Source organism: Maritalea mobilis, from assembly GCF_004363175.1.
GTDB lineage: Bacteria > Pseudomonadota > Alphaproteobacteria > Rhizobiales > Devosiaceae > Maritalea > Maritalea mobilis.
In genome coordinates this window covers 335,355-359,576 of the sequence record NZ_SNYR01000001.1, presented here as the reverse complement: position 1 = coordinate 359,576, position 24,222 = coordinate 335,355, and the positions used below count along the sequence as shown (strand labels likewise).

The window sequence follows — 24,222 nt, the reverse complement described above, 5'->3', positions numbered from 1 at the left end:
CTGAATGAGCAAAAGGGCTATTCTATGCGCGTGATCATTTCCGGTGCAGGGCAAGTTGGCTACGGCATTGCCGAGCGTTTGTCGCAAGAAGGCATTGAAGTCACTGTTATCGACAGCAATGCGGAGTTGGTGCAGCGGGTGCGGGATACGCTTGACGCGCGTGGCATTCACGGCCACGGGTCACACCCTGAAATTTTGGCGCAAGCGGGCGCGCGCGAAGCCGATATGCTGATTGCGGTGACGCAGGTGGACGAGGTCAATATGACCGCCTGCCAAGTGGCACACTCTATTTTTGATGTGCCGATCCGCATTGCACGGATTCGGGCGCAGAACTATCTCCGTTCCGAATTTTCTAATCTATTTGCCCGTGACCATCTGCCGATTGATGTGATTATTTCACCCGAAGTCGAGGTCGGTGAGTTGATTTTGCAGCGCATGGCTTATCCCGGTGCGAGCGACATTGTGTCGTTTGATGATGATCAGGTTTTGGTGCTCAGCGTGCCGGTGGCCGAAGATTGCGCGATTATCGATACGCCATTGCATCAACTGACTGAATTGTTCCCAAACCTTCAGGCTATGGTGATGGGCGTGATTCGAGATGGCGAAATGCTGGCGCTGAAATCCAATGATTTTATGATGGCTGGCGATGAGGCCATTGTGAGCGTGGCGAAAGATCAAGTGAACCGCGTTTTGTCCATGTTTGGCCGTAAGGAAGAATTGCCTGACAAGGTGGTGATCGCTGGGGCGGGCAATGTGGGTCAATATGTTGCGCGTCGATTGGAAGAGAGCCGGGATGGCATTTCTGTGCGGTTGATTGAAACCAACCGGGAAAAAGCGCAGCAAGCCGCAGAAAATCTTGAGAAATCCATTGTTGTTTATGGCTCTACGCTGAATGACGAGATCATGCGGGAAGTGGGCATTGAGCAGTGCCAAATGTTCCTTGGCCTTACCAATGATGATGAAACGAATATCTTGTCGTGTGTCTTGGCCAGCGAGATGGGTGGGGCCACCACCATTGCTTTGGTCAATCAGGCTCAATATCCGCGCTTTGCCCGTCGGTTGAACGTTGATGCGTTTTTGAACCCGCGTGCGGCCACCGTGTCAAAAATTCTGCGCCATGTGCGGCGGGGGCGCATTCGCGGCGTTTATTCGCTTTACAATGGCGCGGCAGAATTGCTTGAGGCCGAAGCGCTAGAAACCTCACCGCTTGTAGGCAACCCCCTTAAAGAATTTAAGTTTGGGGAAGGGGTGCGCATTGGCGCGATTATCCGTGGCGGCGAAGTGCATATGCCCAATGGGGACACACGCATTGAAGCGGGTGATTTGGTGATTGTGTTCGCTCTAGCGAAATCGGTGCGCAAAGTGGAACAAATGTTCCGCGTCAGCATCGACTTCTTCTAGGGAGCTGACCTCGCGCCAGTAAGCAGCCCATGCAAACCATCATCGTATTTGCCGCCATTATCGTTCTGGGCCTATCGCTTTGCCTGATGGTGCCGCTTATTGTGGCGGCGCTTGGCGGCGATTGGGTGGCCGTTGAAGGTTTTGCATTGATCGCTGTTGCCTTGTTCCTGCTGTCTGGCGGCCTGATTTTGGCGCTTTATCAGAAAGTGCAAAGATTGCGTCGTGGCGAGATGTTTTTGCTGTCCGTGATTGTGTGGCTGGCCCTTTGCTTTGTGGGGACGTTGCCGTTCCTGATCATTGAAGGGCAGATGTTGGATTTGGCGGTCGCAGATTCTGTTTCGGCGGCCACCACACTAGGTGTCACTCACAGGCCGGAGAATAGCATCAGCAGCGCGATGGCGGCTTATCGGGGCATTCTGGGCTGGTATGGCGGTTTTTTGACCCTCGTGATGATTATTTACATCCTTGCGCCGTTTCAGGTTGGTGGATTGCCGAACCGCGATTTGCGGTTTGTGCTGCACGGCAACACCAGTGGAAGCCCTAAATTGTTGCGCACATTTGCTGAAATCGCTGTGCCATACGCAACGCTAACCTTCACCTGTTTCTTGCTGCTTTTGATGCAAGGGGTGCGGCCGCTCACTGCCATGCTGGCGTCGCTGGCGAGCATGTCGACCAACGGATTTTTGCCAACGCTCTCTGGCGGTTCGATTTTCAACAATTACAGCGCTGAGATCACGTTGATCATTTTTATGTTGATTGGGGGCACGTCAATCATTTGGCATAAAACGGTTGTGAATCGGCGGTTTGATTTGTTGAAAGAACATCGTGAGAGCATGGCACTTGTGGCCTTGGTGTGCATCACCGCCATTTTGCTTTTTGCCTTCCAGTCTGTGCTGTTTGGTGCGGGAAATCATCCAACATTGCTGGCGAACTTTTTTGACGTTGCGGCTTTGATGACCACGACTGGCATTTTGCACAATGAAAATTTGGGGAGCGGGGTGCCGCTTACCCTTGCATGGATGCTGGCCATTGGTGGTGCAACGACCTATTCGACGGCGGGTGGTATCTCGTTGCACCGGCTGGGCACAATGTTGGAGCAATCCATCAATCAGGCCCGGCAATTGGTTTTTCCACACGCTGTTTTGGCCAATATTAAAATTGGTGGCAAAAGCCTTGATGCGAAAAATGTGAAAGCAGTTTGGAGCTATTTCTTCCTGTTCATTTTGTCGCTCAGCATAGCGCTGATGGCGTTTTCTGCCATGGGCTATGATTTTGCGGCAGCCTTCTCTTTGGCGGTGGGCAGCTTGAATTCAATTGCCTCTTTGGTGGAGTTTGGCCTGGCCAACGATGTGGAACACAGTAGACAAGCCCTTATACTTATGACTATATTTGCATTTGCAGGGCGAGTTGAAATTTTGATCATCTTTGCAGCAATCGCAAATTTGCTGCGGCAGTAGCCCGTAATAAAAGCACGTGCCGCAACGAGTAGTAATGCGTGGCATTAGAACATATAGACCATTTTAAAGGTGCGTATCATCCTTAAAAAGTGGCATCAATCACGGTACTGACTTTGAGTTGCGCGTTAGCACCGTTTAAAAAAGAGGCCCAAATGCCCAACGATAAAAGCCAAAATCTGCAAGATTCTTTTCTCAACAATGTGCGTAAGAACAAAATCCCCGTAACAGTGTTTCTGGTGAACGGGGTGAAGCTGCAAGGTGTCATCACCTGGTTTGACAATTTTTGCTTGTTGCTAAGACGTGAAGCGCAATCGCAGCTCGTTTACAAACATGCAATCTCGACCATCATGCCTGGTGCGCCTGTTCAGCTTTTTGATCCAGAAAATACGGACAAAAACTAAGATCAACAGGTAAAGAGTTGAGTAAATCAAAAGACGAACACCTGACTGATCAGCAGGAAGGTGTTGAGTTTGCGCGCGGCCCGAAATCATTCATTGATCGGCGCGCTGCAGCAACACGTGCAATGCTGGTTACGCCAGATATCACACGACAACCCAATCGACGGACAATAGATGCGCGGCAGGCCGAATTTGAAGGTCTTGCGGCTGCGATCAATCTTGAGATTGTGCATTCGAGCGTTGTTTCCGTGCGGGAGATTAAGCCAGCAACCTTTATTGGTGGTGGGCATGTCGAAAATATTGCCGCGACGGTGAAGGAAGACAAAATCAAGCTTTTACTGCTTGATTGCCAACTTTCGCCCATTCAACAGCGCAATTTGGAAAAACAAACCGGCGCAAAAGTGTTGGACCGGACGGCACTTATCCTTGAAATTTTTGGCGAGCGCGCTGCAACGCGGGAAGGGGTGCTGCAAGTGGAACTTGCCCACCTCAACTATCAAAAAGGCCGTTTGGTGCGTTCATGGACCCACTTGGAACGGCAGCGTGGTGGTTTGGGCTTTGTTGGTGGCCCAGGGGAAACACAGATCGAGGCTGACCGCCGGCAATTGCAAGAGCGCATTACGCTTTTGACCCAACGGCTGGATAAGGTGAAGAAAACCCGCACTGAGCAGCGCAAAGCCCGCAAAGTGGTGCCGCATCCAATTATCTCTTTGGTAGGCTACACCAATGCTGGCAAATCGACCCTGTTCAATTGTTTGACTGGCGCAAGTGCGAAAGAGGCAGACATGTTGTTTGCCACATTGGACACAACAGTACGCCGTCGGATTTTGCCGCATAAGCGTGAAGTCGTGTTTTCAGACACTGTTGGTTTTATCGCGGATTTGCCAACGGATCTTGTGGCTGCGTTCCGGTCTACGCTGGAAGAAGTGACTGATGCCCATCTGGTGCTGCATGTTCGCGACATTTCCAACCCCGATCATTTGGCACAAGCGCAAGATGTTGAAGATGTGCTGAAGGAATTGGGCGTGACGCCAAAGGATGTGCCGTTTATCGAAGTTTGGAACAAGATTGACCAAGCCAGCGAAGAACAATTGGTACAAGCACGGGCGCAACACCGCAGCGAGGTGCCAGTTGTCGAAGTCTCGGCCGTTACCGGGCAAAATATCGATGATTTGATTGCGTTGATTGAAGATACACTGGCAAAAACCAGCCGAATTCAACGGGTTATCCTGCCGCATGAAGCTGCCGGGAAGGCGCATTGGCTGTTTGAAAACGGTGAAGTGACAAATCAGTTTCCGAGCGAAGATGAGTTGTCGACAGTATATGAAGTCCGGATTCCAAAGAACAAAATGTCTGGCTTTTTAGAAGAATTTGGCGCCTATGTGCTGATGCACTAGGCGCAGTTCTCTACTTCCGTTTATCGGCCAATCTTGCTTCGTCCCAAAGGTTTTGCAGGGTTTCGAAGTCCGTTTCATCCAGCTTCTGGCCTTGTTCCGCCACGCCTTTTTCTATGTGTTTGAACCTGCGGACAAATTTCGCGTTTGCATCTTGCAAGGCTGTTTCGGGATCGATGTTCAGCTTGCGGGCGAGGGAGGCCACGGCAAACAATAGGTCGCCTAACTCTTCATGTAGGCGCTCTTTTGGGGCGTCTGTAGCCATCTCGTCCTGAAGTTCGGCCAGCTCCTCATGCAGTTTTTCTGCGGCTTGCTCTGGCCCTGTAAAATCAAATCCGATGCGTGCTGCGCGTTTGGCCAGCTTATCGGCCCGCATAAGGGCAGGTTGCCCCCGCGGAATGTCGTCTAAATAACCTTTTGGGGCTTCATTTGCACCTTGCCGTGCTGCTTTTTCAGCCCGTTCTTGCGCTTTAATGCCATCCCAGACGCGTTTCACCTCAACGGGGTCAGATGTGTCTATATCGCCAAACACATGGGGGTGCCGGCGGATCAGTTTGGCAGAAATGCCATAAACAACGTCGCCGAAATCGAATTTGTTTTCTTCCTGCGCCATTTGCGCATAGTAGATTGGCTGGAACAGCAAATCGCCGAGTTCATCGCGCAGCTCATCAAAATCTTTATTTTCGATAGCTTCAGCAACTTCATATGCTTCTTCGATTGTGTGTGGCTTGATCGTGTCGAAATTCTGCTCCAAATCCCAAGGGCAGCCGCCATCAGGATCACGCAAGCGAGCCATAATATCGATGAGCGTTTGAATGTCGCGGGAAGGTTTCATTTGAGGCAATCTGCTGTTTTGGATGGGACAAATTCGGTTATTTTATAGTCAGCGAGTTGGTGCGTGTAGAACGGGTCTTGTTCAATGATCGTTTGTACGGCTTCCTTTGATGAAGCAGTCGCGAGAATAATACCGCCATCGCGTGGAACTTTCGCACCAGATGCGAGAAAACTTCCATCAGCATAAAATTGATCCAGAAAGTTGCGATGTGCAGCTAAATGAGGCTCGATGTTATCCAGCTCAACTTTGTAGCTCAATTCAATGACAAACAGATGCGCTGTGTCGCTCAGGAAAGACATATTGGGTCACCAAGTTTTTGGGTATATTGATCATATCGGTTGGAAGAGAACAAGCGATGCCTTTGATTGTCTGAAATTGCCGTGCAATCGTAAGACATATACACAAGCCTACAAATATACAAAATTCATATAATATATATTATGGAACATTTATTGATATATAAGGTGGGTCTTGTGGTTGCGTGATATATGATTTTAGCATCTCCCATGGCTTACATTCACTCTAATATCCTTTCTAGCGACCTACACTTGCTGCCTGATAACATGGTGCGCTGTGTTGCTCCTTTTGGTGGGTTTGTGCGGAGTCCTGATGATCCTGATTTCCATTGGGGAAATTTTGGCATTGTCTGTTCGGACAATTTTTTGTCGTTGGATTCCATTCTCGAGCACTATTGCGCATTCATGGCAGATGAAATTCGTCACCTCGCTTTGATCTGGGATTGCGACGTTGATTTGGATGCTGAAGATTATCAGCGCTGGCAGCGCACCGGTGTTGAGTTTGATTTCAGCAACGGATTTTTGTTGCGCGATCAATCAAACTTGGATGCTCGACAAGTTGACGGTGAAATTCGCGCTATAGTCAATCACTCAGATTGGCAGAAAGTGCTTGAGTTGCAGATCGAGATGTTGGGTTCGGATGTTTCCAGCAATGATATTTCAGTCATCAAACGTCGTTTAATCCATTTGCAAAGCCTTTGCATGCAGGACCATGGGAAATGGTTTGGTGTTTTTAAATCAGGCAAGCTGGTTGCTGATCTGGGCATTTTCTTATGTGGTGACGTTGCGCGGTTTCAGCATGTTGAAACGCGCGATAATCATCGCGGTCACGGTTATTGCCGGGCGTTGATCTGTGCGGCCATGAATTGGGTGATGACGCAGTCATCGTCATATCAAATTTGGATTGAGGCCGAAGAAAATAGCGACGCGGCAATGATTTACCAGCGTTTCGGGTTTCAAAAACAAGAACGGCTTTTAGCTGCTTTTCACGCGGATATTAGTCAGTTTTGATCTCAATTTTCATGCCATCATAGGCCGGTTCGACGTGTGACGGTGTCTCGTTTAGAACAGTTTGATAGTCCAAATCGATATGCATATTTGTCAAAACAGCACGTTTTGGCTTCATATAATCCACCCATGAAAGCGCTTCTTCCAGATTGAAGTGGCTTGGGTGTGTTGAATATCTCAGCGCATCGATAATCCAGCAATCCAAGCCTTCTAGCGCTTTATATGAAGATTTTGGAATGTCTGACACGTCGCAGGAATAGGCCAGGTTGCCTATGCGGAAACCGAGTGAATGGATATTGCCATGCACCTGATCAAATGCGGTGAGGCGGATGGGTGCGCCCTCGCCTGTGATGGTGACGCTGCTGCCAGCTTCCAGCTCATTTGCATTCAAAATTGGCGGATATGGGCTGCCTGGCGGTGCGGTGAAGCAGTAGCCGAAGGCTGATTTGATGCGTGCAAATGCAGATTTTGAAGAATAGACTTCGACCCGCTTGCGGTCATTCAGCGCGAGCACGCGCAAATCATCAATGCCGTGGCAATGGTCTGCATGTTCGTGGGTGTAAAACACAGCGTCAAGGCTGGAAATGCCAGTGTCCAGCAATTGCTCGCGCATGTCGCATCCTGTGTCGATCAACACATTGGTGGATGGACCACCTTCTTCATAATAGCCTTGCAACAATAAGGAGCAGCGACGACGGCGGTTTTTGGGATTGTTTGGATCACAATCGCCCCAATTGCCGCCCACGCGTGGTACGCCGCCGGAAGACCCACAGCCGAGAATTGTTGCGACAATTTTTGGCTTATTTTGTTGGGTCACTTTACCGCCTTATTGAAGAGGAGATCAAAGTTTTCAGTGGTTTGTTTGGCAAACGCATCAAAGTCTTGCTCTAATGCTTGTGCCAGAAATTCGGCTGTGTGCCGCACAAAAGCGGGTTCATTTGATTTGCCCCGATGCGGTACAGGCGCCAAATAAGGAGCGTCTGTTTCCACCAAGATACGATCAAGTGGCAGTTTTTTTGCAGTTTCAACGATTGATGCGGCAGATTTGAACGTGGCAATGCCTGAGAAAGAGACATAGCCGCCCAACTCGATGCCATGCAGTGCCAATTCTTCACCGGAAGAAAAGCAATGCAAAACAAAGGGGAAGGCCCCCTTCTCTGTTTCTTCCGACAAGATGCGGGCGGTGTCTTCTTCCGCATCACGGGTGTGAATCACCAGTGGCAATTGCGTGATGCGTGCTGCTTCGATATGGCGGCGAAAGCCGATTTCCTGCGCTTCGCGCGGCGCATTATCATAGAAATAATCGAGACCAGCTTCGCCGATCGCTACGCATTTTTCATATGCGGATAGCTCAACCAATTGCTCAACAGTAATATCCAGCTCTTCATCTGCATTGTGCGGATGGGTGCCGACCGAACAAAATACGTGCGGATATTTTTCCGCTATGGCTTTGATTTGATCAAACTTTTTGACGCGGGTGGAAATGGTAACCATCCGCTCCACGCCCGCTTCTTTTGCGCGCGCCATCACGCCATCAATGTCGGCCTGAAGCGCGTCAAAGTCTAAATGGCAATGGCTATCGACAAGCATTTAGTCTTCTTTCGCCTGATGTTCGAACCGTTTGAAAACTGGGCTTGGAGCTGGCAATTCAGCGCCGGGTTGCAACTTATCTGCCTCAGAAATGTTGGCAAACTGACGTTTATCAGCCGGAATGTTTAGCACATCCAAGAACTTACCTGCACCAATTGGGGTGAACGGTTGGGCTACAATCGCTAGCTGACGAATGGCTTCAGCCGTTACATAAAGTACGGTTTCCATACGTTCAGGATCGGTTTTCTTTAGCGCCCAAGGCTCTTGATTGGCAAAGTAACGGTTCGCCTCGCCCACTTTTGACCAAATCGCGTCAACAGCGTCATGCAGCAGACATTCGTCTATTGCTGCCCGCGCTTTCTCCAAAGCTGGCGCGATGCTGTCCAGCAAGGCTTTATCGTCAGCGGTCAACTCGCCAGGTGTTGGCACTTTGCCTTCACAGTTTTTAGCAATCATGGACAAGGAACGCTGTGCCAAGTTGCCGAAATCATTGGCCAAGTCTGCGTTGCAGCGGTTTACGCATTTTTCGTGGCTATAATCGCCATCATTGCCGAAATTCACTTCGCGCAAGAAATAGAACCGTGTGGCATCCGAACCAAATTCTTCGATCAGTTCAAACGGGTCGATCACATTGCCCAAGCTCTTCGACATTTTTTGACCATCCACGGTCAAAAAGCCATGAGCATAGACTTTTTTCGGCACGTCAATATCGGCACTCATCAGGAATGCAGGCCAGTAGATGGCGTGGAAGCGGGTAATGTCTTTGCCGATCACGTGCACATCTGCAGGCCAGAACTTTTTGAAGTCTTCGCTATCCACATCGGGATAGCCAAGCGCGGTGATATAGTTTGTGAGCGCGTCGACCCAAACATACATCACATGTTCTGGCGCGTTGGGCACCGGAATGCCCCAATCAAATGTGGTCCGTGAAATGGAAAGATCCCGCAGGCCAGATTTGACGAAAGCTGTGATTTCGTTGCGGCGGGCTTTGGGGCCGATAAATTCTGGATGCGCCTCATAAAATTCAAGCAGCTTGTCACCATAGGCAGACAGACGGAAGAAGAAGCTTTTTTCTTCCACCCATTCCACTGGTGTGCCCTGCGGTGAGATTTTGCTGCCGTCTTCGGCTACGGTCAGTTCGCTCTCGTCATAATAGGCTTCGTCGCGTACGGAGTACCAACCAGCATAAACATCTTCATAGATGTCGCCCTTTTCCTGCATGCGTTGCCAAATGGCTTGCGATGCCTTTTTGTGGCGCTCTTCGGTGGTGCGGATAAAGTCATCATTTGACAAGTTTAGCGCGTCAGCCAAGCGGAGGAACTGCGCAGAGTTTTCATCTGCAAGTTGCTTGGGCGTAATGCCCTTTGCCGCGGCTGTTTGTGCCATTTTGATGCCGTGCTCATCTGTGCCGGTCAAGAATTTCACATCATACCCATCAAGGCGTTTAAACCGTGCCATTGCATCAGCGCCCGCCATCTCATAGGCATGGCCAATGTGCGGCACGCCGTTTGGATAATGGATTGCGGTGGTCACATAATAGGATTTGTCGCTCATAAGCTCTTGGTCTTTTTGGTCTAAACTGTTTGATGCTCGTTGATCATGGCCGCTTGATTTAACATGCGAATATGTTCGAGCACCATTGTGATGGTTTGTTTCTTGTCGAGATTGAAAATGGCTTGTTCAGCCACCAATTCCTGCGTCTTTTCCCACACACTCAAGGCTTTGGCAAGCAGCGAACGCGGCGCTTTTTGCGCGCTTAAATATTTGGCGATTGCGGCGACATGATTGTCGATCATTTCCATGCCCAATTGCCAAGCTTGTTCCGCTTTTGGATCAGCCAATGCGGCCGCCAATTCCAGCATGGCGCTATCACCATGTTGATCAGGTGCTTCAAGCCAAGCAAATAGCGCGCGCAAGGCGGGATTGTCCGCCACCTCAAGCGCTTCAAATGCCTTGCGGGGGCGTCCTTTTGCGATCGCTAGAATTTGCGACAGCTCTTCCCCATCCAGCAAGATGCCGGATTGCTCAATCACCGCCTGCACCTCGCTATTGTCGATTGGCTTAAGCGGCAGCAAATTGCAGCGCGAGCGAATGGTGGGCAGCACGCCACCGACCCTGTGGGTCACCAACAAGAAGATCGCGTTTTGCGGCGGTTCTTCCAGCGTTTTAAGTAAAGCGTTCGCCGCGTTGGCATTTAGATCATCGACACAATCGACGATACAAACCCGTACGCCAGAACGTGCTGCGCTGGTTTGGAAGAATTTCACAGCTTCCCGAATGTCGTTCACCGAAATTTGTGCAGCGAACTTGCCAGTTTTGGCGTTCTTTTGGCGGCGAATAACTTTCAGGTTTGGATAAGAGCCTTGGCGCATTTGTTCTTCTATGCGGGCCAGTGGCTCATCGCCTGACTTTGCAAAAAGATTTCGCGCTACATGATATGCAAATGTGGATTTGCCGATGCCTTTTGGGCCTGCAATCAGAAATGCATGATGCAGTTTGTGATCGTCATAAGCACGCAAGAGCTGGTCAAATTGAGATTTATGCCCCAATAGCTGCGCCGATTGTTCTGGCAATGGCGCATTGGACAATTGATCCGCTTGTAGCTCTAGCTCCTGCTCTGCCATTTATTGATCTAACTCGCTGGCATAGCGGTTTTCAACCGCTTCCCAAATTGCGGTTTCCAAATCATTGGCCGATTTGTCGCCATCGATCACCACAAAGCGCTCATGCTCGCGCTTTGCAATATCGAGAAAGTTTTGGCGCAATTGGCGGTGCCAGTCCAAATTTTCTTTTTCATAGCGGTCTGGCGGCAGGTCTAAGCCATCTTCAGCGGCGCGTTTGCGCACGCGTTCAAAAGCCAGTTCCGGGTCCATATCGATCAGAATGGTCATATCTGGCGTGGTGCCATCCAGTGCCAATTGCTCAAGCGCGCTGATCAATTTGGTGGGCACGCCACCATTCAAGCCTTGATAAGCGCGGGTTGAATCGTGAAATCGATCCGAAAGCACCCATTTGTCGCTTTCCAGATTTGGGCGGATCATTGAATTGACATGATCAAGACGTGCGGCGGCAAACAGAATGGCCTCTGCGCTCGGTCCCCATTCTTCTGATTTGCCTTGCAGCAGGAATGATCGAATGGCCTCTGCCCGTGGCGTGCCGCCGGGTTCGCGCGTACGCACTGCTTCCACCCCACGTTTGTTGAGGTTGGCCACAAGGCGTTGAATTTGGGTTGATTTCCCAACCCCCTCACCGCCTTCAAATGTAATAAATCGCGCTTGCATAATGTCTTTCTAGTTGAGCCAGCCTAAGGTCAGCTCCTTCAACGCATCAGTTGCCTGGCGCACCAAATCGCCCTGTTCAACCGTCTCTACTGCATAGAGTGGTGTTTTTTGAATCAGATTCTCGTCACAATATACATGTAGATCAGCCAAATATTGACCGCGATCCACAGGCGGCATGATCGGACCTTGATACACAATGCGCGCATTCAAGCAGCGGCGAGAACCTTTAGGTACGTAAAGATCAATTGCGCCATCGCCGATCAGGCCAACTTTAGGGATTTCCCCGCCGTATACGCCGACTTCGCCGACAATCTCACCATCTTTAAAGGTTTCCAGCTTTTCAAATGTGCGGGTGCCCCATGTGATCAATTTACGAGCTTCTTCGCGCCGTTCGCTCATGCTTTCCATGCCGTGCAACACAGCAACCAAGCGGCGACCGCCTTCGGTGGTGGAGGCAACGATGCCATAGCCTGAGGCTTCTGTGTGGCCGGTTTTCAGGCCATCAACGCCAATACCGTCGTCCAGCAATGTGTTGCGATTGCGCTGGTTGATGCCGTTCCACTCGAAAGCCTCTTGCGCGAAAATGTCGTAATATTCGGGGAAATTCTTGATGATGTAACGGCCTAGATTGGCCAGATCTCTGGCGGTCACCAGCATGTTCTCATCTGGCAAACCTGTCGAGTTTTCGAAATTGGAATTCTCCAAGCCGATATCTGCAGCAAGTTCGTTCATCACACGTACGAAACTGTCTTCCGTGCCGCCAATGCCTTCAGCCAGCGCAATGCTGGCGTCATTTCCTGATTGGATGATGACGGATTTCACCAGATTTTCGACGCTAACTTTTGAGTTCAGCTCTGCAAACATGGTTGACCCGCCGGAACTCGCCCCGCCTTCGCGCCATGCTTTTTCTGAAATGAAGAACTCATCGCTGAGTTCGAGTTGGCCAGACTTCAGCCGCTCAAACACCACTGCGATGGTCATAAGCTTTGCCATGGAGGCAGGCTCCATGGGTTCATCAGCATTTTTTTGATAGAGAACCGTGCCAGATTCATAGTCCATCAAAATGGCGAACTTGGCGCGGCTTTCAAATTCAACTTGAGCAAGTGCCGAACTGATTAGACATGCTAAGATCGCCCCAATGACACTTATATGCGTGAGGGTCTTCTTGAATAACATGCTGCTCACCTCCCCTAATCGGCAATGAATTGGCGCCAACTGATTGGCGCCATTGCCTTATTCATATAGGAGGAATTCGTCTAGGCCAAGACTACGGGTCAATTCTAGCAAATCTTGTTTTGTGACGCCGGGACGCAATGTTTCCACCAGCACACCATAGCCTTGGCGACCATTTTGGGTGCCTGGCACGGTACGCACGGCTGCGATTTGTGCGAATTCAACTGCCAGTTCATGGGCCGCGTTTGGATCAGTTTCAAACCCAAGGGTTTTGTTGATCGTGCGGGCATCCAAATCCATGCTTTGCTGCCATTGCTTCAAACCATTATTTTGGCCTGCCATCGCGTTAGCCGCTGCATGTGCGCCATTCACCACGCCAGATGTATCAGCGTAGGATGAGAACAAGGAGTCATATGCATTATCGTTAGCCAAGCCGTTTGCCCCACTCTGCAAGGCACCTAGGTTGGTGCGTGACGGTGGCGTAGGCACAGCTTGTGGCGCAAGCGCTGCGGTTTGGATGGATTGCAAATTGTCTGAATTTGCAAAGGCCAAACGTGTGCCGCTGTTCCGTTCCATTTCAGTTGGCGTGTTGATGCTCGCCATCAAGAAGCGTGTATCATCGCCTTGGATTGGTGCGCGACCAACATATTGAACGCGTACTTTTGCGGTGCCCTGATTTTTAAAGTCGAGCACATCTGCTGTGCGACTAGACAAATCAATCTCACGACCATGGGCAAATGGGCCACGATCGTTTACGCGCACCACAACGGAACGACCATTGTCCAAATTCGTTACTCGTACGTATGATGGCAATGGCAATGTTGGGTGTGCGGCGCTGAGATGGTTCTGGTCAAAAATTTCGCCATTCGCGGTCAACCGACCATGAAAGTTTGGACCATACCAAGAAGCGCGACCAATCTTGTCGTAATTGGTGTCTTCCTTCGGGTGATACCATCTGCCGGCAACCTTATATGGTTTGCCAACCTGATAACGCCCGCCGCCTTTGCGCACATTGGAACTTGTGGTCAAACGCGGAGAAGCGGAAACGCCATATTCCGAAGATGAGAACTTCGTTTTTGTATTGATGTTCTTGCTGAGAAAGCCGCCGCTATTGCCGCAAGCTGCCAACAAAGGCAAGCTGATCGCGAGTACTGCAATGGCACGTGCTTTTTTGTTTAGTCTATTCATTATGCGCATTCGGATTATAACACTTCAAATTGTACGCAATATCATAACGCATTTTTAGATCAATTGCCCACCACGCATTTCGCGCATGGTTTCGAATTATTTAATTTCGCCCTATTCTAGAAAGAATGCGGCGCAGATGTGGCCAAATGATGGAAATTTTCACTTTTTCGGGATATAAAGCTTTCTTTATATCCCAAATATGATATGACACCCCAACAGCAGCAGACCAAAAAAGGATGAGCATGAATAAGCTACAGAAACTTTTGAAGGAAAAAGGCATTTTGCTTGCCGATGGCGCCACTGGCACCAACCTTATTCCTATGGGTCTCGATTCGGGTCAGGCGCCTGAGGCGTGGAACTTCGATCATGTGGATCGGATTCAAAAGTTGCACCAGTCTTTCATTGATGCGGGTTCTGATATTCTGGTCACCAATTCTTTTGGCGGCACGGCGCGCCGTTTGCATTTGCATGACCTGCACGACCGTGTGGTTGAAATCAACAAGGCCGCAGCCGAAATCGCTGGTGATTTGGTCGCTAAATCTGGCCGCGAAATTGTGATTGCAGGCTCTGTCGGTCCAACTGGGGATCTGCTGGTGCCGCTTGGTGAGCTGACTTATGAAGGTGCGGTTGAAGCATTTGAAGAGCAAATGACAGGCCTTAAACAAGGTGGTGCGGATTTGGCATGGATTGAAACCATGTCCTCCCCTGAAGAAATTGATGCCGCGATTGAAGCTGCCAACAATGTTGGCTTGGATTATGTGGTCACCGCAAGCTTTGATACGGCTGGCAACACCATGATGGGGCTCACGCCAACAGCATTCGCGCAGCAAATGGCAGGCAAAAATCCACGTCCGCAAGCGTTTGGGTCTAACTGTGGTGTTGGTGCATCTGATTTGCTGGTGGCAGCAATCGATATGGTGGCCAATGCGGATGGTATTCCTGTTGTGGCCAAAGCTAATGCGGGTATTCCGAAGATTGCTGGCGACCAAGTTGTTTATTCAGGCTCGCCTGAGTTGATGGGTGATTATGCCAAATTGGCGATGAACCTGGGTGTTTCCATTATTGGTGGTTGTTGCGGCAACAGCCCGGCTCATGTGAAAGCCATGGCCGATGCATTGCGCACTCACAATGGTGGCGATGCGCCTACTGCAGATGAAATCATCGAAGTGCTTGGGCCTTTGGTTTCGCCTAAATCAACAAAGACATCAGATCGCAGCAGCCGTCGTCGGCGTCGCGGGTAATTTTCGTCAACTCTTGAGGGTAACAATATGGCGGATGAAGAAGACGATATCATTCTTTCGGAATTGGATGATGAAGAACTGTCCGAGCAGATGCAGGACGATCTTTATGATGGTCTGAAAGAAGAGATTGAAGAAGGCGTCAATATCTTTCTTGAGCGCGGCTGGGCGCCATATGACATTTTGACCAAAGTTTTGGTCAAAGGCATGAAAACCGTTGGCGATGATTTCCGCGACGGTATTTTGTTTGTGCCGGAAGTGCTGCTGGCCGCAAACGCCATGAAGGCGGGTATGCATATTCTGCGTCCGCTGCTCACTGAAACCGGTGCGCCCAAAATGGGCAAAATGGTTGTGGGCACCGTGAAGGGCGACATCCACGATATTGGCAAAAACCTCGTCGGCATGATGATGGAAGGCGCTGGCTTTGAAGTGATTGACTTGGGCATCAACACCGATGTGGATCAATTCCTCACGGCGATTGAAGAGCATAAGCCGGACATTTTGGGCATGTCTGCCCTTTTGACCACTACCATGACCTACATGAAAGTCGTGATCGAAACGCTGAAAGAAAAAGGCATTCGGGACGAGTTGATCGTGTTGGTTGGCGGCGCGCCATTGAATGAAGAGTTTGGCGAAGCCATTGGTGCAGACGCTTATTGTAAAGACGCTGCTGTGGCGGTTGAAACTGCAAAGCGTTTGATCACGCAACAGGCTTAATTGAAAAATATCAAAATGTTAGATGATGATGTTAAAGTTGAAGGTGCGAAACGTCGCGTAGGAATAGTTTCCTGTGGCGCATTGGCGCGTGAGATTTTGCATCTTCAAAAACAGCTTGGTGGCGACCATTGGCAGTTGAAGTTTTTGCCTGCTGATTTGCACAATCGGCCGACAGAAATTCCTGCTGCTGTGGACGCGGCCCTTACCGAAATGGCTGGTGAATGTGATCAGCTTTTGGTGGGATATGCGGATTGTGGCACCGCAGGCAAACTTGACCCCGTGATCGAAAAGCACGGGGCAACGCGGATGGAAGGTGCGCATTGTTATGCATTTTTCCTCGGCCTTGATGAGTTTGATGTGGTGCATGATCACGAGCCAGGCACGTTTTATCTGACAGATTATTTGGTACGGCAGTTTGATACGTTGGTGTTCAAGCCGCTTGGTTTGGACCGGCATCCAGAATTGCGCGATGCCTATTTCGGCAATTACACGCGCCTGATGTATCTGCGCCAAAGCCGTGATGCAAAGCTGAACGAAAAAGCGCTGCATGCCGCCATGCGTTTAGGGCTGCGGCTGGAAATTCGCGATACGGGTTATGGCGAGTTGGAACCGTTTTTAAACAAGGTAAGTTGAGATGAGTTTGACCATTATTTATTGGCGCGACATCCCCACACAATTGAGTTTTGGCAAAGGGCGCAAAGCGAAAAAACGTCCCCTCGCCGACCGCTTTATGGTGGCCGTGGATAAGGCTGCGATGGTTTCTGGCGCATCTGACGATGACAGCTATTTGGAAGAATGGCGGCGCGAAGAGATTGAAATTGGCGACGAAGCGCCAGAGGCGGCAATGGAGCGCATTGCCGGCGAGCTTGAGGCGCAATATCCAACAAAAATTCTTGCACAATTGGCCCAAAATGGCGGCCGCAATCACTAAGAGGCAAAAATGACCGTACGTACTGTTTTAAGTTCACCAACCAAAGAAGTGATCATTGGGTTTGACCAGCCATTTTGCGTGATTGGTGAGAAGATTAATCCGACTGGCCGCAAAAAGCTGGCTGCGGAAATGAAAGAACATAATTACAGCACCGTTGAAAAAGACGCCTTGGCACAAGTTGCTGCGGGCGCACATGTTTTGGACGTGAATGCGGGGGTGCCTTTGGCGGATGAGCCAAAGATTTTGGCAGAATGTGTGCAGCTGGTGCAGTCGCTTACTGACGTGCCTTTGTCGATCGACAGCTCAATCATTGATGCGCTTGAAGCAGGCCTTTCTGTTTATCAGGGCAAAGCTTTAGTGAACTCAGTTACGGGTGAAGAAGAGAGCCTTGAGCGCGTATTGCCGTTGGTGAAAAAGCATGGTGCGGCTGTTGTGGCGATCTCTAACGACGAGACGGGCATTTCGACCGATCCGAATGTGCGTTTTGAAGTGGCCAAAAAGATCGTTCAGCGTGCGCAGGATCATGGCATCCCGAAGGAAGACGTTGTGGTCGATCCATTGGTGATGCCAATTGGTGCGATGAATGATGCGGGCCGTCAGGTGTTTGCCCTATTGCGTCGTTTGCGCGAAGAATTGCAAGTGAACACTACTTGCGGTGCGTCAAATGTGGGCTTTGGTATTCCGAACCGTCAATTGATGACAGGTCACTTTTTGGCAATGGCTGCTGGGCACGGCATGACCTCTGCGATTATGGGCGCAACCCACAAAGAGCAGATGGACGCGATCCGCGCGGCCAATGTGCTGAATGGTTTTGATCCGGATTGTGGCGAGTGGCTTCGCGCCAATCGCCCCGCCGCCCCTGAAGGTGAAGATGGCGAAGCTGGTGGCCGTCGCCGCCGTTCAGGCCGTCGTCGTGCTCGCGGATAGGAGAAACTTATGACCGCGCCTCAAGACGCTCTGCTTGTTTTCCAGCCATCTGGACGCAAGGGACGCTTTCCTATTGGCACGCCCATTCTGGACGCTGCGCGTGAGCTTGGTGTTTATGTGGAAAGCGTGTGCGGCGGGCGCGGCATTTGTGGCAAATGCCAAGTGAGTGTCGCCAGCGGCAAATTTGCCAAGTTTGGCATTGAGAGCAGTGAAGAAGGCCTGTCGCCAAAAGGCTTTAAAGAAGAGCGCTATGATGAAAAGCGCGGGCTTGAGCCCGGCATGCGCCTTTCCTGCTCAGCCACCTTACAGGGCGATATTGTTATCGACATTCCCGATGCCTTCCGCGTGGCAGGCCAGACAATTCGCAAAGATGCAAACACGGTGGGCATGTTGCGTGATCCGGCCATTCGGCTTTGCTATGTGGAGCTGGACGAGCCAGACATGCACAACCCGATGGGTGATGGTGATCGGCTGTGTCGCGCCATTGAACAGCAGTTCGATCTGGAACAGCTCGAAATTCAGCATCATTTGAAGGCAGAGCTGCAAAAGATTTTGCGCCGGGGCAAATGGGAAGTCACTGCTGCTGTGCATTTGGACGGTGCTCGCCCGCAGATTGTGGCACTTTATGAAGGTCTTAGCGATGAAATGAGTGGGATCGCCGTGGATATTGGCTCCACCACCATCGCCGCTCACCTCACCGACTTGTCGACTGGTGAAATTCTTGCTTCAGCAGGCGTCGCTAATCCGCAAATTCGCTTTGGCGAAGATCTGATGTCGCGCGTGTCATACGTGATGATGAATGATCGCGGTTTGGACGATCTCAATAAAGCAGTTGTGGATGCTGTGAACTCGTTGATTGGGCAATTGCTGGATATGTCTGGCCGCAAGCGCAGTCATTTGCTGGACTGTGTTTTTGTTGCCAATCCGGTGATGCATCATCTGTTTTTGGGTTGGGACCCGACTGAAATTGGCCAAGCGCCATTTGCGTTGGTGCAATCTAGCCCCGTGCATGTAGCGGCTCATGAGATCGGCCTTGATCTGCCCAAAGGCACGCAAACCTATTTGCTGCCGCTGATTGCGGGCCATGTGGGCGCCGACGCGGCTGCGGTGTTGTTGGCCGAACGGCCACAGGAAAATACCGAGCCAACGCTGATCGTTGATGTGGGCACCAATGCAGAAATTGCTTTGTGGAATGGCACACAGCTTTTTGCGGCATCTTCCCCCACGGGCCCAGCCTTTGAAGGCGCGGAGACATCCTGTGGTCAGCGGGCTGCCCCTGGCGCCATTGAACGAATCCGGATTAATCGAGACGACCTCACCTGTCGCTACAAGGTGATCGGCACCGAGCAATGGTCGGATGAAGATGGCTTTGTTGAGGGTGTGCAAACCACAGGCGTAACGGGCATTTGCGGCTCGGGTATTATCGAGATTATTGGCGAGATGCGCCTTGCAGGCATTTTGACTGATGATGGCATTATCCGTGCGCCGCAAAATGAAGCTGAACAGGCGGTTTTGATTGAACATGGCCGCACATGGTCATTTGTGGTGCGTGAAGGTACACCGCGCTTGGTGGTGACGCAAAACGACGTGCGCGCCATTCAGTTGGCCAAAGCTGCACTTTATGCTGGTGTGAAGCTATTGATGGATAAGGCTGAATTGCAAACGCTCGGTGAAATCAAGCTTGCAGGTGCCTTCGGGTCTTACATTGATCCCGCATATGCCATGTTGTTGGGTCTTGTGCCCGATTGTACGGTTGAGAATGTCCGGGCTGTCGGCAATGCCGCCGGGCAAGGCGCGTTGCGGGCCTTATTGAGTCGCGGTGAGCGGCGTTCAATTGAAGAGACGGCCTTGACGGTGACCAAAATTGAGACGGCCTTGGAACCTGCTTTCCAGCAACATTTTGTTGATGCGATGGGTATTCCAAACAGCGTTGATGCCTTCCCCCTCACCCGCGCCCATTTTGACATGGATGCTTTTGTGAAAAAGACGGCCGAGGCGGGCGAAAAGCCAAAGCGTCGAGGACGGCGGCGCGAACGCCGCTAGGCCAGTTGTTCTAAAATCGTCATGGCGTCTTCAACCCGCACGTCAATTTCTGATGGTGCGGGTTGATCCATAACGCCGATCACGCGGCGAATTTGCCAATCGCCAATCAGCACGGACAGAAAGATTTGCAGCCCCCCTTGCGCTTGAGATTGCCCCACCACTTCGGTAAGTAGCGGCAAGAACTTCGGAGCGACGGTTTCGCGTCCTTCTGTGTTCAACACTTTGCCCAACTCACCTGTCGGATCAGCTGCAGCAGCGCGGTTCAGCGCAATGGCGTTGTCACTCATCAGCATTGTCAGCAAAGTATGTGCTGCTCGGCGCAGTGTTTCGTCGGGTTTCTCATCCCGACTTATGGCCTGTTCGATCTCTGCTAATGTTTGGCTGGCATTTTTGCGGATCATTGCCGCAAACAATCCCTTTTTGTCGCCATACCAATTATAAAGCGTTTCGTTGGATGCTTTCGCCGCTTTGGCAATTTTCAGCATGGAGATGTTTTCATATCCCTGCTCCGCCAACAGTGCATAAGCGGTCGCCTCGATTTCAGCCATTCGGGCATCTTTATTTTGCTTCTTCAAGATTGCCTCTTGATTTATCCGTACACAACATTACGTTTATTGTTAACCGTACATATAATTACGCCAAAGGAGCGCATATGTCTATCTCGGAAAGCAAAGTTGAAAAACAAGTCGCTGCTGCCATTGCAGGTCTGATCATTTTACAAGTGGTGATGTTGGGTTCGCTATATGCTCAAATTGAACCACATCCACCTGCCATCATACCGATCTCAGGTATCGGCCCGTTTCTCTCGGTCAGCCTCTCCGCGGCGGTTGGTGCTTTGATGCTGGGGCCGCTGCATAGCCGCGCTGGTCGCGTTCTGGGTCTTATCGCCGCGTTGTTGGCGATGATCTCATTTGGACCGCAAAAATATATCGACCCACAATTCCCGCTGGTTTGGCCTGCCGTGGTTTTTGGGCAGATGTGTGCCGCTTACATTGCCTTCGCCAATATCCGTCATTGGCGATCATAAAAAAGGGCCGCATTAAGCGGCCCCAAAAATAATTATGCGGTCAGATCGCTTGGAGGCGTGAGGCCGTTGGCGAGGCAGGTTGTGGTGATTGTATTTGCCAACAGGCAAGCGATGGTCATCGGACCCACGCCGCCGGGAACTGGTGTGATCGCGCCAGCGACTTTCGCAGCTTCTGTGGTCTCAACATCGCCGACAAGTTTGGTTTTGCCCTCGCCTTTTTCTGGTGCGTCGACGCGGTTGATACCTACATCGATGACCGTTGCGCCGGGCTTCACCCAATCGCCTTTCACCATTTCAGGCCGTCCAACGGCGGCAACAATGATGTCCGCTTGACGGCAAATGCCTGCCAAATCTTTGGTGCGCGAGTGCGCTACGGTGACGGTACAATTGTCGCGTAGAAGTAGTTGCGACATTGGCTTGCCCACAAGATTGGAACGGCCAATGATCACGGCGTTCAAGCCTTCAAGTTTACCCAATTGATCGCGAAGCAACATCAAGCTGCCCAATGGTGTGCAAGACACGGGCCCCGGCAATCCAATGGCGAGTTTGCCCACATTTTCCGGTGTGAAGCAGTCCACATCTTTGGCAGGTGAAATACGTTCAATGATTTTGTCGCCGCTAATATGATCTGGCACAGGCATTTGCACCAAAATGCCGTTTACATCATCGCGCCCGTTCAGCTCGTCGATCAGCGCCAACAAGTCCGCTTCGCTGGTGTCAGCTGGCAGCTCATATTTAAATGAGTTCATGCCAACTTCTTTGGTCTGCTTTGATTTTGAGTTTACATAGACTTGGCTAGCCGGGTCTTCACCCACAATCACCACGGCCAAACCGGGCGTCAGATTATGTTCGCTTTTCAGACGTTGCACATGTTCGGCGATGCGTTGACGCAATTGCTGTGCGAAGGCTTTGCCATCGATGATTTGAGCAGTCATCATTTCTCTCCTTGAGCGTCTAAAAACGGCAATATCTCAATATTTTGTGATTTGAGGGCATCCACAATGGCTTTCACCATTGCCACTGCGTCAGGGCTATCTCCATGTACGCAGATTGATTGCGCCTTCAGCGGGGTAAAGCTGCCATCCATGGCCAATACGCCTTGGCGCTGCACAATGCTGGTCACGTGGGCGATGGCATCTTGCGCGTCGTGCAGCACGGCTCCATCCAGTTTGCGAGATGCCAATTGTCCATCGATAGTGTATGCCCTGTCAGCATAGGCTTCATCATAGACTGGAAGTCCGTGCCGGATGGCCGCCATGGTTTGCTCGGAACTGGCGAGTGCCAACACCGCCATTTCCGGGTCAAATTCTTTGATGATGCGCATCACATGATCGGCGGTTTCAGCTTCCTCAGCCGCCATATTGGCCAAAGCGCCGTGCACTTTCACATAACGTGCGGCCGTGCCTTCGGCAGAAGCCACTTTTTGAAAGCGCTCCAACTGCCGGAGCAATTGATCGCGCAGTTCGTCGAAACTGAGTTGAAGGCGGGTGCGACCAAAGTTTTCTTTGTCTTCAAATCCGGGATGAGCGCCGATGCTGACTTTGTTGGCCAGAGCCAGTTGAATGCTGTCGCGGATGGTTTTCTCATCCCCGGCATGACCGCCGCAGGCAATATTCGCGCTGGAGATCAGCGGCATCAGCTCTTTGTCGGTTCCGGCGCCCTCGCCCAAATCCGCATTAAGGTCAATGCTGGTGGGGCCGTGTTGCGTCATAATAGTTGATGCGCTTTCTCTAGAGTGATGGATTGAAATCTGATGCGGGTGTTTGGCCGCAATTGGGCCGCGCGGTCAAGGTCTTTATCAATTAAAGTTGCAATTCGTGGATAACCGCCAGTGGGCTGATGGTCGCGCATCAAGATCACAGGCGTGCCCTCGCCTAAGATTTGAATATCACCGGGCACCACCGCATCTGACACTAGACGCAGCTTGTCGATTTTGGCGAAGCGGTGTTCTGGATCGTTTAGGCGAAGGCCCATGCGATCCGTGGAGGATGAAATGGAAAATGGCGCCTCAAATAGGCTTTGCCATGCCTCTCTGCCCAGCAAATCCGCATGCAAACCGGGTAAGATGCGGAGGGTCACTTCATTGACTGCTTCGTCTTCAGTTTCAATTGGCGAGATGCTCTGAGCAGTTTGCTCAATAGAATCGCTAGTCACCAACTCAATCTGATCGCCTGTTTTGAGGGCGCGGCCATCCAACCCGCCAATGTGCGCCGCCAAATTGGTGGCTTTACTGCCAAGAAGCGTGGGCACATTCAACTCGTCGTTGAACCGCACATATCCATACATGCCGCTATGCCCAGTCGTGACATCAACCACATCGCCATCATTTAGTTGGGTAGACAAAGGCCAGCTTTGCGGTTGGCCATTGATGGTGCAACTAAATGCACCGCCTGCGGCTGCCATCGGCATGGATTGGCCATGATAGGTGAATTTCAGCCCCAGCATGGTGAATTCAAGTGCGCTGCTGGCACCTTGGCCGAGAAGCGCGAGCGTGTGGGCGAATGATTGTCGGTCCATCGGTCCGCTAGCCGAAACGCCATATTTAAGGCCGACGATGCGACCTTCATCTTGCACTGTGGAATGCGGAGAGACGCGTTGGAGCACAATTTTATTCATTGCCCTGCCCCTTTGCGCTTAACTCCACAAAATCACCTGGCCGTAGTTTCACCGGGGGATCAATGTGCACGTCGAAATTGTTGAGATCACAATGGCCGATTACGCTCCAACCGGTGCGGATGGGCACGCTGGTGATGGCTGTTTGCCCGGCGGCAAACAGAACTGATCCGGGGGGCACATTTTCCCGCAATTCTGTGCGGCGCGGAAAGTCGCGCCAATTTTCATGCAATCCAAGATAGAAGAACCCCGGGGAAAACCCTAAAGCCAAGACATCAAGCGGGAGTGCGGTGTGTTGCTCGATAAATTCGGCTGCGGACAGCTTTAAGTTACTGTGCACATTTTCGAAATCAGGGCCGGCATCGCCGCCATAGGTGATTTCGATTTCATGGATTTTGTTGCCTTCGTGTGCGCGCAGCTTTTCCAAATCAAAGCTGGCCAAGAGCATTTGCAACTCTTGCCGCAATGTCGCATAGGCCACGCGTTTTGGATCATATCGCACAAGGCATGAGAGCAAGTTGGAATTGGCCCCAATAATCAGCGGGGTCAATTTCTCTTCAACAATTTTGGTGAACTGAATCGCTTGCCGATTGGCGTTAAGCTGCAATTCGGTGCCGAACACCACCAAAATGGCGCGGTCGCCAAGCGGTTGCAGCTTAACGTGCCCGCGTTTTCGGTTTTGCGATGCCAGTTCAACCATAAGTG

General features: G+C 51.0%; 26 protein-coding genes. 12 read left to right on the top strand and 14 right to left on the bottom strand.

The window, feature by feature from the left end; all coding sequences use genetic code 11:
- The first annotated feature begins 24 nt into the window (after positions 1-24).
- The 4 genes from trkA (at position 25) to hflX (ending at position 4,653) form a co-directional block, all read left to right on the top strand.
- Positions 25-1,401 carry a Trk system potassium transporter TrkA gene (trkA, locus tag ATL17_RS01565; protein WP_133571020.1) on the top strand — a complete coding sequence of 459 codons (1,377 nt, stop codon included), beginning with the start codon at positions 25-27 and terminating at the stop codon, positions 1,399-1,401.
- 29 nt (positions 1,402-1,430) lie between these two features.
- Positions 1,431-2,858: a TrkH family potassium uptake protein gene (locus tag ATL17_RS01560; RefSeq protein ID WP_133571019.1), complete on the top strand. Its 1,428-nt coding sequence runs from the start codon at positions 1,431-1,433 to the stop codon at positions 2,856-2,858.
- A 152-nt stretch (positions 2,859-3,010) separates the two neighbouring features.
- Positions 3,011-3,259: an RNA chaperone Hfq gene (gene hfq / locus ATL17_RS01555; protein ID WP_133571018.1), complete on the top strand. Its 249-nt coding sequence runs from the start codon at positions 3,011-3,013 to the stop codon at positions 3,257-3,259.
- 17 nt (positions 3,260-3,276) lie between these two features.
- Positions 3,277-4,653 (top strand): GTPase HflX, encoded by a 1,377-nt coding sequence (gene hflX / locus ATL17_RS01550; RefSeq protein ID WP_246028614.1) that lies wholly within the window; start codon positions 3,277-3,279, stop codon positions 4,651-4,653.
- A 10-nt stretch (positions 4,654-4,663) separates the two neighbouring features.
- Here the strand turns inward: hflX and mazG are convergent, their stop codons facing one another.
- A complete protein-coding gene (gene mazG, locus ATL17_RS01545; protein ID WP_133571017.1) occupies positions 4,664-5,485 on the bottom strand; it encodes a nucleoside triphosphate pyrophosphohydrolase in 822 nt (273 codons plus the stop codon).
- Positions 5,482-5,784: a YciI family protein gene (locus ATL17_RS01540; protein WP_133571016.1), complete on the bottom strand. Its 303-nt coding sequence runs from the start codon at positions 5,782-5,784 to the stop codon at positions 5,482-5,484. The genes mazG and ATL17_RS01540 overlap by 4 nt, the downstream gene beginning before the upstream one ends.
- 402 nt (positions 5,785-6,186) lie before the next feature.
- On the opposite strand from ATL17_RS01540, the gene ATL17_RS01535 reads away from it, so the two are divergent.
- Complete coding sequence (locus ATL17_RS01535) at positions 6,187-6,792, top strand: GNAT family N-acetyltransferase (RefSeq protein ID WP_166638859.1); 606 nt, start codon at positions 6,187-6,189, stop codon at positions 6,790-6,792.
- Here ATL17_RS01535 and ATL17_RS01530 read toward each other — a convergent pair.
- From ATL17_RS01530 to ATL17_RS01500, 7 genes are read right to left on the bottom strand one after another with little or no spacing between them, the layout of a single operon-like run.
- Entirely contained in the window at positions 6,779-7,606 is an 828-nt protein-coding gene (locus ATL17_RS01530; RefSeq protein ID WP_246028613.1) for an MBL fold metallo-hydrolase, read from the bottom strand. The genes ATL17_RS01535 and ATL17_RS01530 overlap by 14 nt on opposite strands.
- Positions 7,603-8,379, bottom strand: a complete 777-nt coding sequence (locus tag ATL17_RS01525) for a TatD family hydrolase (protein ID WP_133571014.1) — start codon at positions 8,377-8,379, stop codon at positions 7,603-7,605. The genes ATL17_RS01530 and ATL17_RS01525 overlap by 4 nt, the downstream gene beginning before the upstream one ends.
- Positions 8,380-9,933: a methionine--tRNA ligase gene (gene metG / locus ATL17_RS01520; RefSeq protein ID WP_133571013.1), complete on the bottom strand. Its 1,554-nt coding sequence runs from the start codon at positions 9,931-9,933 to the stop codon at positions 8,380-8,382.
- Between the two features lie 20 nt (positions 9,934-9,953).
- On the bottom strand, positions 9,954-11,003 hold the full coding sequence (locus ATL17_RS01515; RefSeq protein ID WP_133571012.1) for an AAA family ATPase: 1,050 nt from the start codon (positions 11,001-11,003) through the stop codon (positions 9,954-9,956).
- Positions 11,004-11,660, bottom strand: coding sequence for a dTMP kinase (gene tmk, locus ATL17_RS01510; protein ID WP_133571011.1), 657 nt, complete (start codon positions 11,658-11,660; stop codon positions 11,004-11,006).
- Between the two features lie 9 nt (positions 11,661-11,669).
- Positions 11,670-12,836: a D-alanyl-D-alanine carboxypeptidase family protein gene (locus ATL17_RS01505; protein ID WP_133571010.1), complete on the bottom strand. Its 1,167-nt coding sequence runs from the start codon at positions 12,834-12,836 to the stop codon at positions 11,670-11,672.
- Between the two features lie 57 nt (positions 12,837-12,893).
- On the bottom strand, positions 12,894-14,021 hold the full coding sequence (locus ATL17_RS01500; protein ID WP_208111098.1) for a septal ring lytic transglycosylase RlpA family protein: 1,128 nt from the start codon (positions 14,019-14,021) through the stop codon (positions 12,894-12,896).
- 242 nt (positions 14,022-14,263) lie between these two features.
- On the opposite strand from ATL17_RS01500, the gene bmt reads away from it, so the two are divergent.
- The 6 genes from bmt to ATL17_RS01470 are packed head-to-tail and all read left to right on the top strand — an operon-like array spanning position 14,264 to position 19,877.
- Positions 14,264-15,262, top strand: coding sequence for a betaine--homocysteine S-methyltransferase (gene bmt / locus ATL17_RS01495; protein WP_133571008.1), 999 nt, complete (start codon positions 14,264-14,266; stop codon positions 15,260-15,262).
- 27 nt (positions 15,263-15,289) lie between these two features.
- A complete protein-coding gene (locus ATL17_RS01490; RefSeq protein ID WP_133571007.1) occupies positions 15,290-15,976 on the top strand; it encodes a corrinoid protein in 687 nt (228 codons plus the stop codon).
- Positions 15,977-16,609 (top strand): DUF1638 domain-containing protein, encoded by a 633-nt coding sequence (locus tag ATL17_RS01485; protein ID WP_246028612.1) that lies wholly within the window; start codon positions 15,977-15,979, stop codon positions 16,607-16,609.
- 1 nt (position 16,610) lies between these two features.
- Complete coding sequence (locus ATL17_RS01480; RefSeq protein WP_133571005.1) at positions 16,611-16,907, top strand: virulence factor; 297 nt, start codon at positions 16,611-16,613, stop codon at positions 16,905-16,907.
- Between the two features lie 9 nt (positions 16,908-16,916).
- On the top strand, positions 16,917-17,834 hold the full coding sequence (locus ATL17_RS01475; RefSeq protein ID WP_133571004.1) for a dihydropteroate synthase: 918 nt from the start codon (positions 16,917-16,919) through the stop codon (positions 17,832-17,834).
- 9 nt (positions 17,835-17,843) lie between these two features.
- The gene (locus ATL17_RS01470; RefSeq protein ID WP_133571003.1) at positions 17,844-19,877 is read left to right on the top strand and encodes an ASKHA domain-containing protein; all 2,034 of its coding nucleotides are present in this window, start codon (positions 17,844-17,846) and stop codon (positions 19,875-19,877) included.
- Here the strand turns inward: ATL17_RS01470 and ATL17_RS01465 are convergent.
- Positions 19,874-20,425: a TetR/AcrR family transcriptional regulator gene (locus tag ATL17_RS01465; RefSeq protein ID WP_246028611.1), complete on the bottom strand. Its 552-nt coding sequence runs from the start codon at positions 20,423-20,425 to the stop codon at positions 19,874-19,876. The genes ATL17_RS01470 and ATL17_RS01465 overlap by 4 nt on opposite strands.
- A 104-nt stretch (positions 20,426-20,529) precedes the next feature.
- On the opposite strand from ATL17_RS01465, the gene ATL17_RS01460 reads away from it, so the two are divergent.
- The gene (locus ATL17_RS01460; protein WP_133571001.1) at positions 20,530-20,904 is read left to right on the top strand and encodes a hypothetical protein; all 375 of its coding nucleotides are present in this window, start codon (positions 20,530-20,532) and stop codon (positions 20,902-20,904) included.
- Between the two features lie 32 nt (positions 20,905-20,936).
- Here the strand turns inward: ATL17_RS01460 and folD are convergent, their stop codons facing one another.
- From folD to ATL17_RS01440, 4 genes are read right to left on the bottom strand one after another with little or no spacing between them, the layout of a single operon-like run.
- Positions 20,937-21,839 (bottom strand): bifunctional methylenetetrahydrofolate dehydrogenase/methenyltetrahydrofolate cyclohydrolase FolD, encoded by a 903-nt coding sequence (gene folD / locus ATL17_RS01455; protein ID WP_133572162.1) that lies wholly within the window; start codon positions 21,837-21,839, stop codon positions 20,937-20,939.
- The gene (locus ATL17_RS01450) at positions 21,839-22,615 is read right to left on the bottom strand and encodes a 5-oxoprolinase subunit PxpA (RefSeq protein ID WP_133571000.1); all 777 of its coding nucleotides are present in this window, start codon (positions 22,613-22,615) and stop codon (positions 21,839-21,841) included. Before ATL17_RS01450 ends, folD begins: the two co-directional genes overlap by 1 nt.
- The gene (locus tag ATL17_RS01445) at positions 22,612-23,520 is read right to left on the bottom strand and encodes a 5-oxoprolinase subunit C family protein (RefSeq protein WP_133570999.1); all 909 of its coding nucleotides are present in this window, start codon (positions 23,518-23,520) and stop codon (positions 22,612-22,614) included. The genes ATL17_RS01450 and ATL17_RS01445 overlap by 4 nt, the downstream gene beginning before the upstream one ends.
- Positions 23,513-24,217: a 5-oxoprolinase subunit B family protein gene (locus ATL17_RS01440; RefSeq protein WP_166638858.1), complete on the bottom strand. Its 705-nt coding sequence runs from the start codon at positions 24,215-24,217 to the stop codon at positions 23,513-23,515. Before ATL17_RS01440 ends, ATL17_RS01445 begins: the two co-directional genes overlap by 8 nt.
- Positions 24,218-24,222 lie beyond the last annotated feature (5 nt).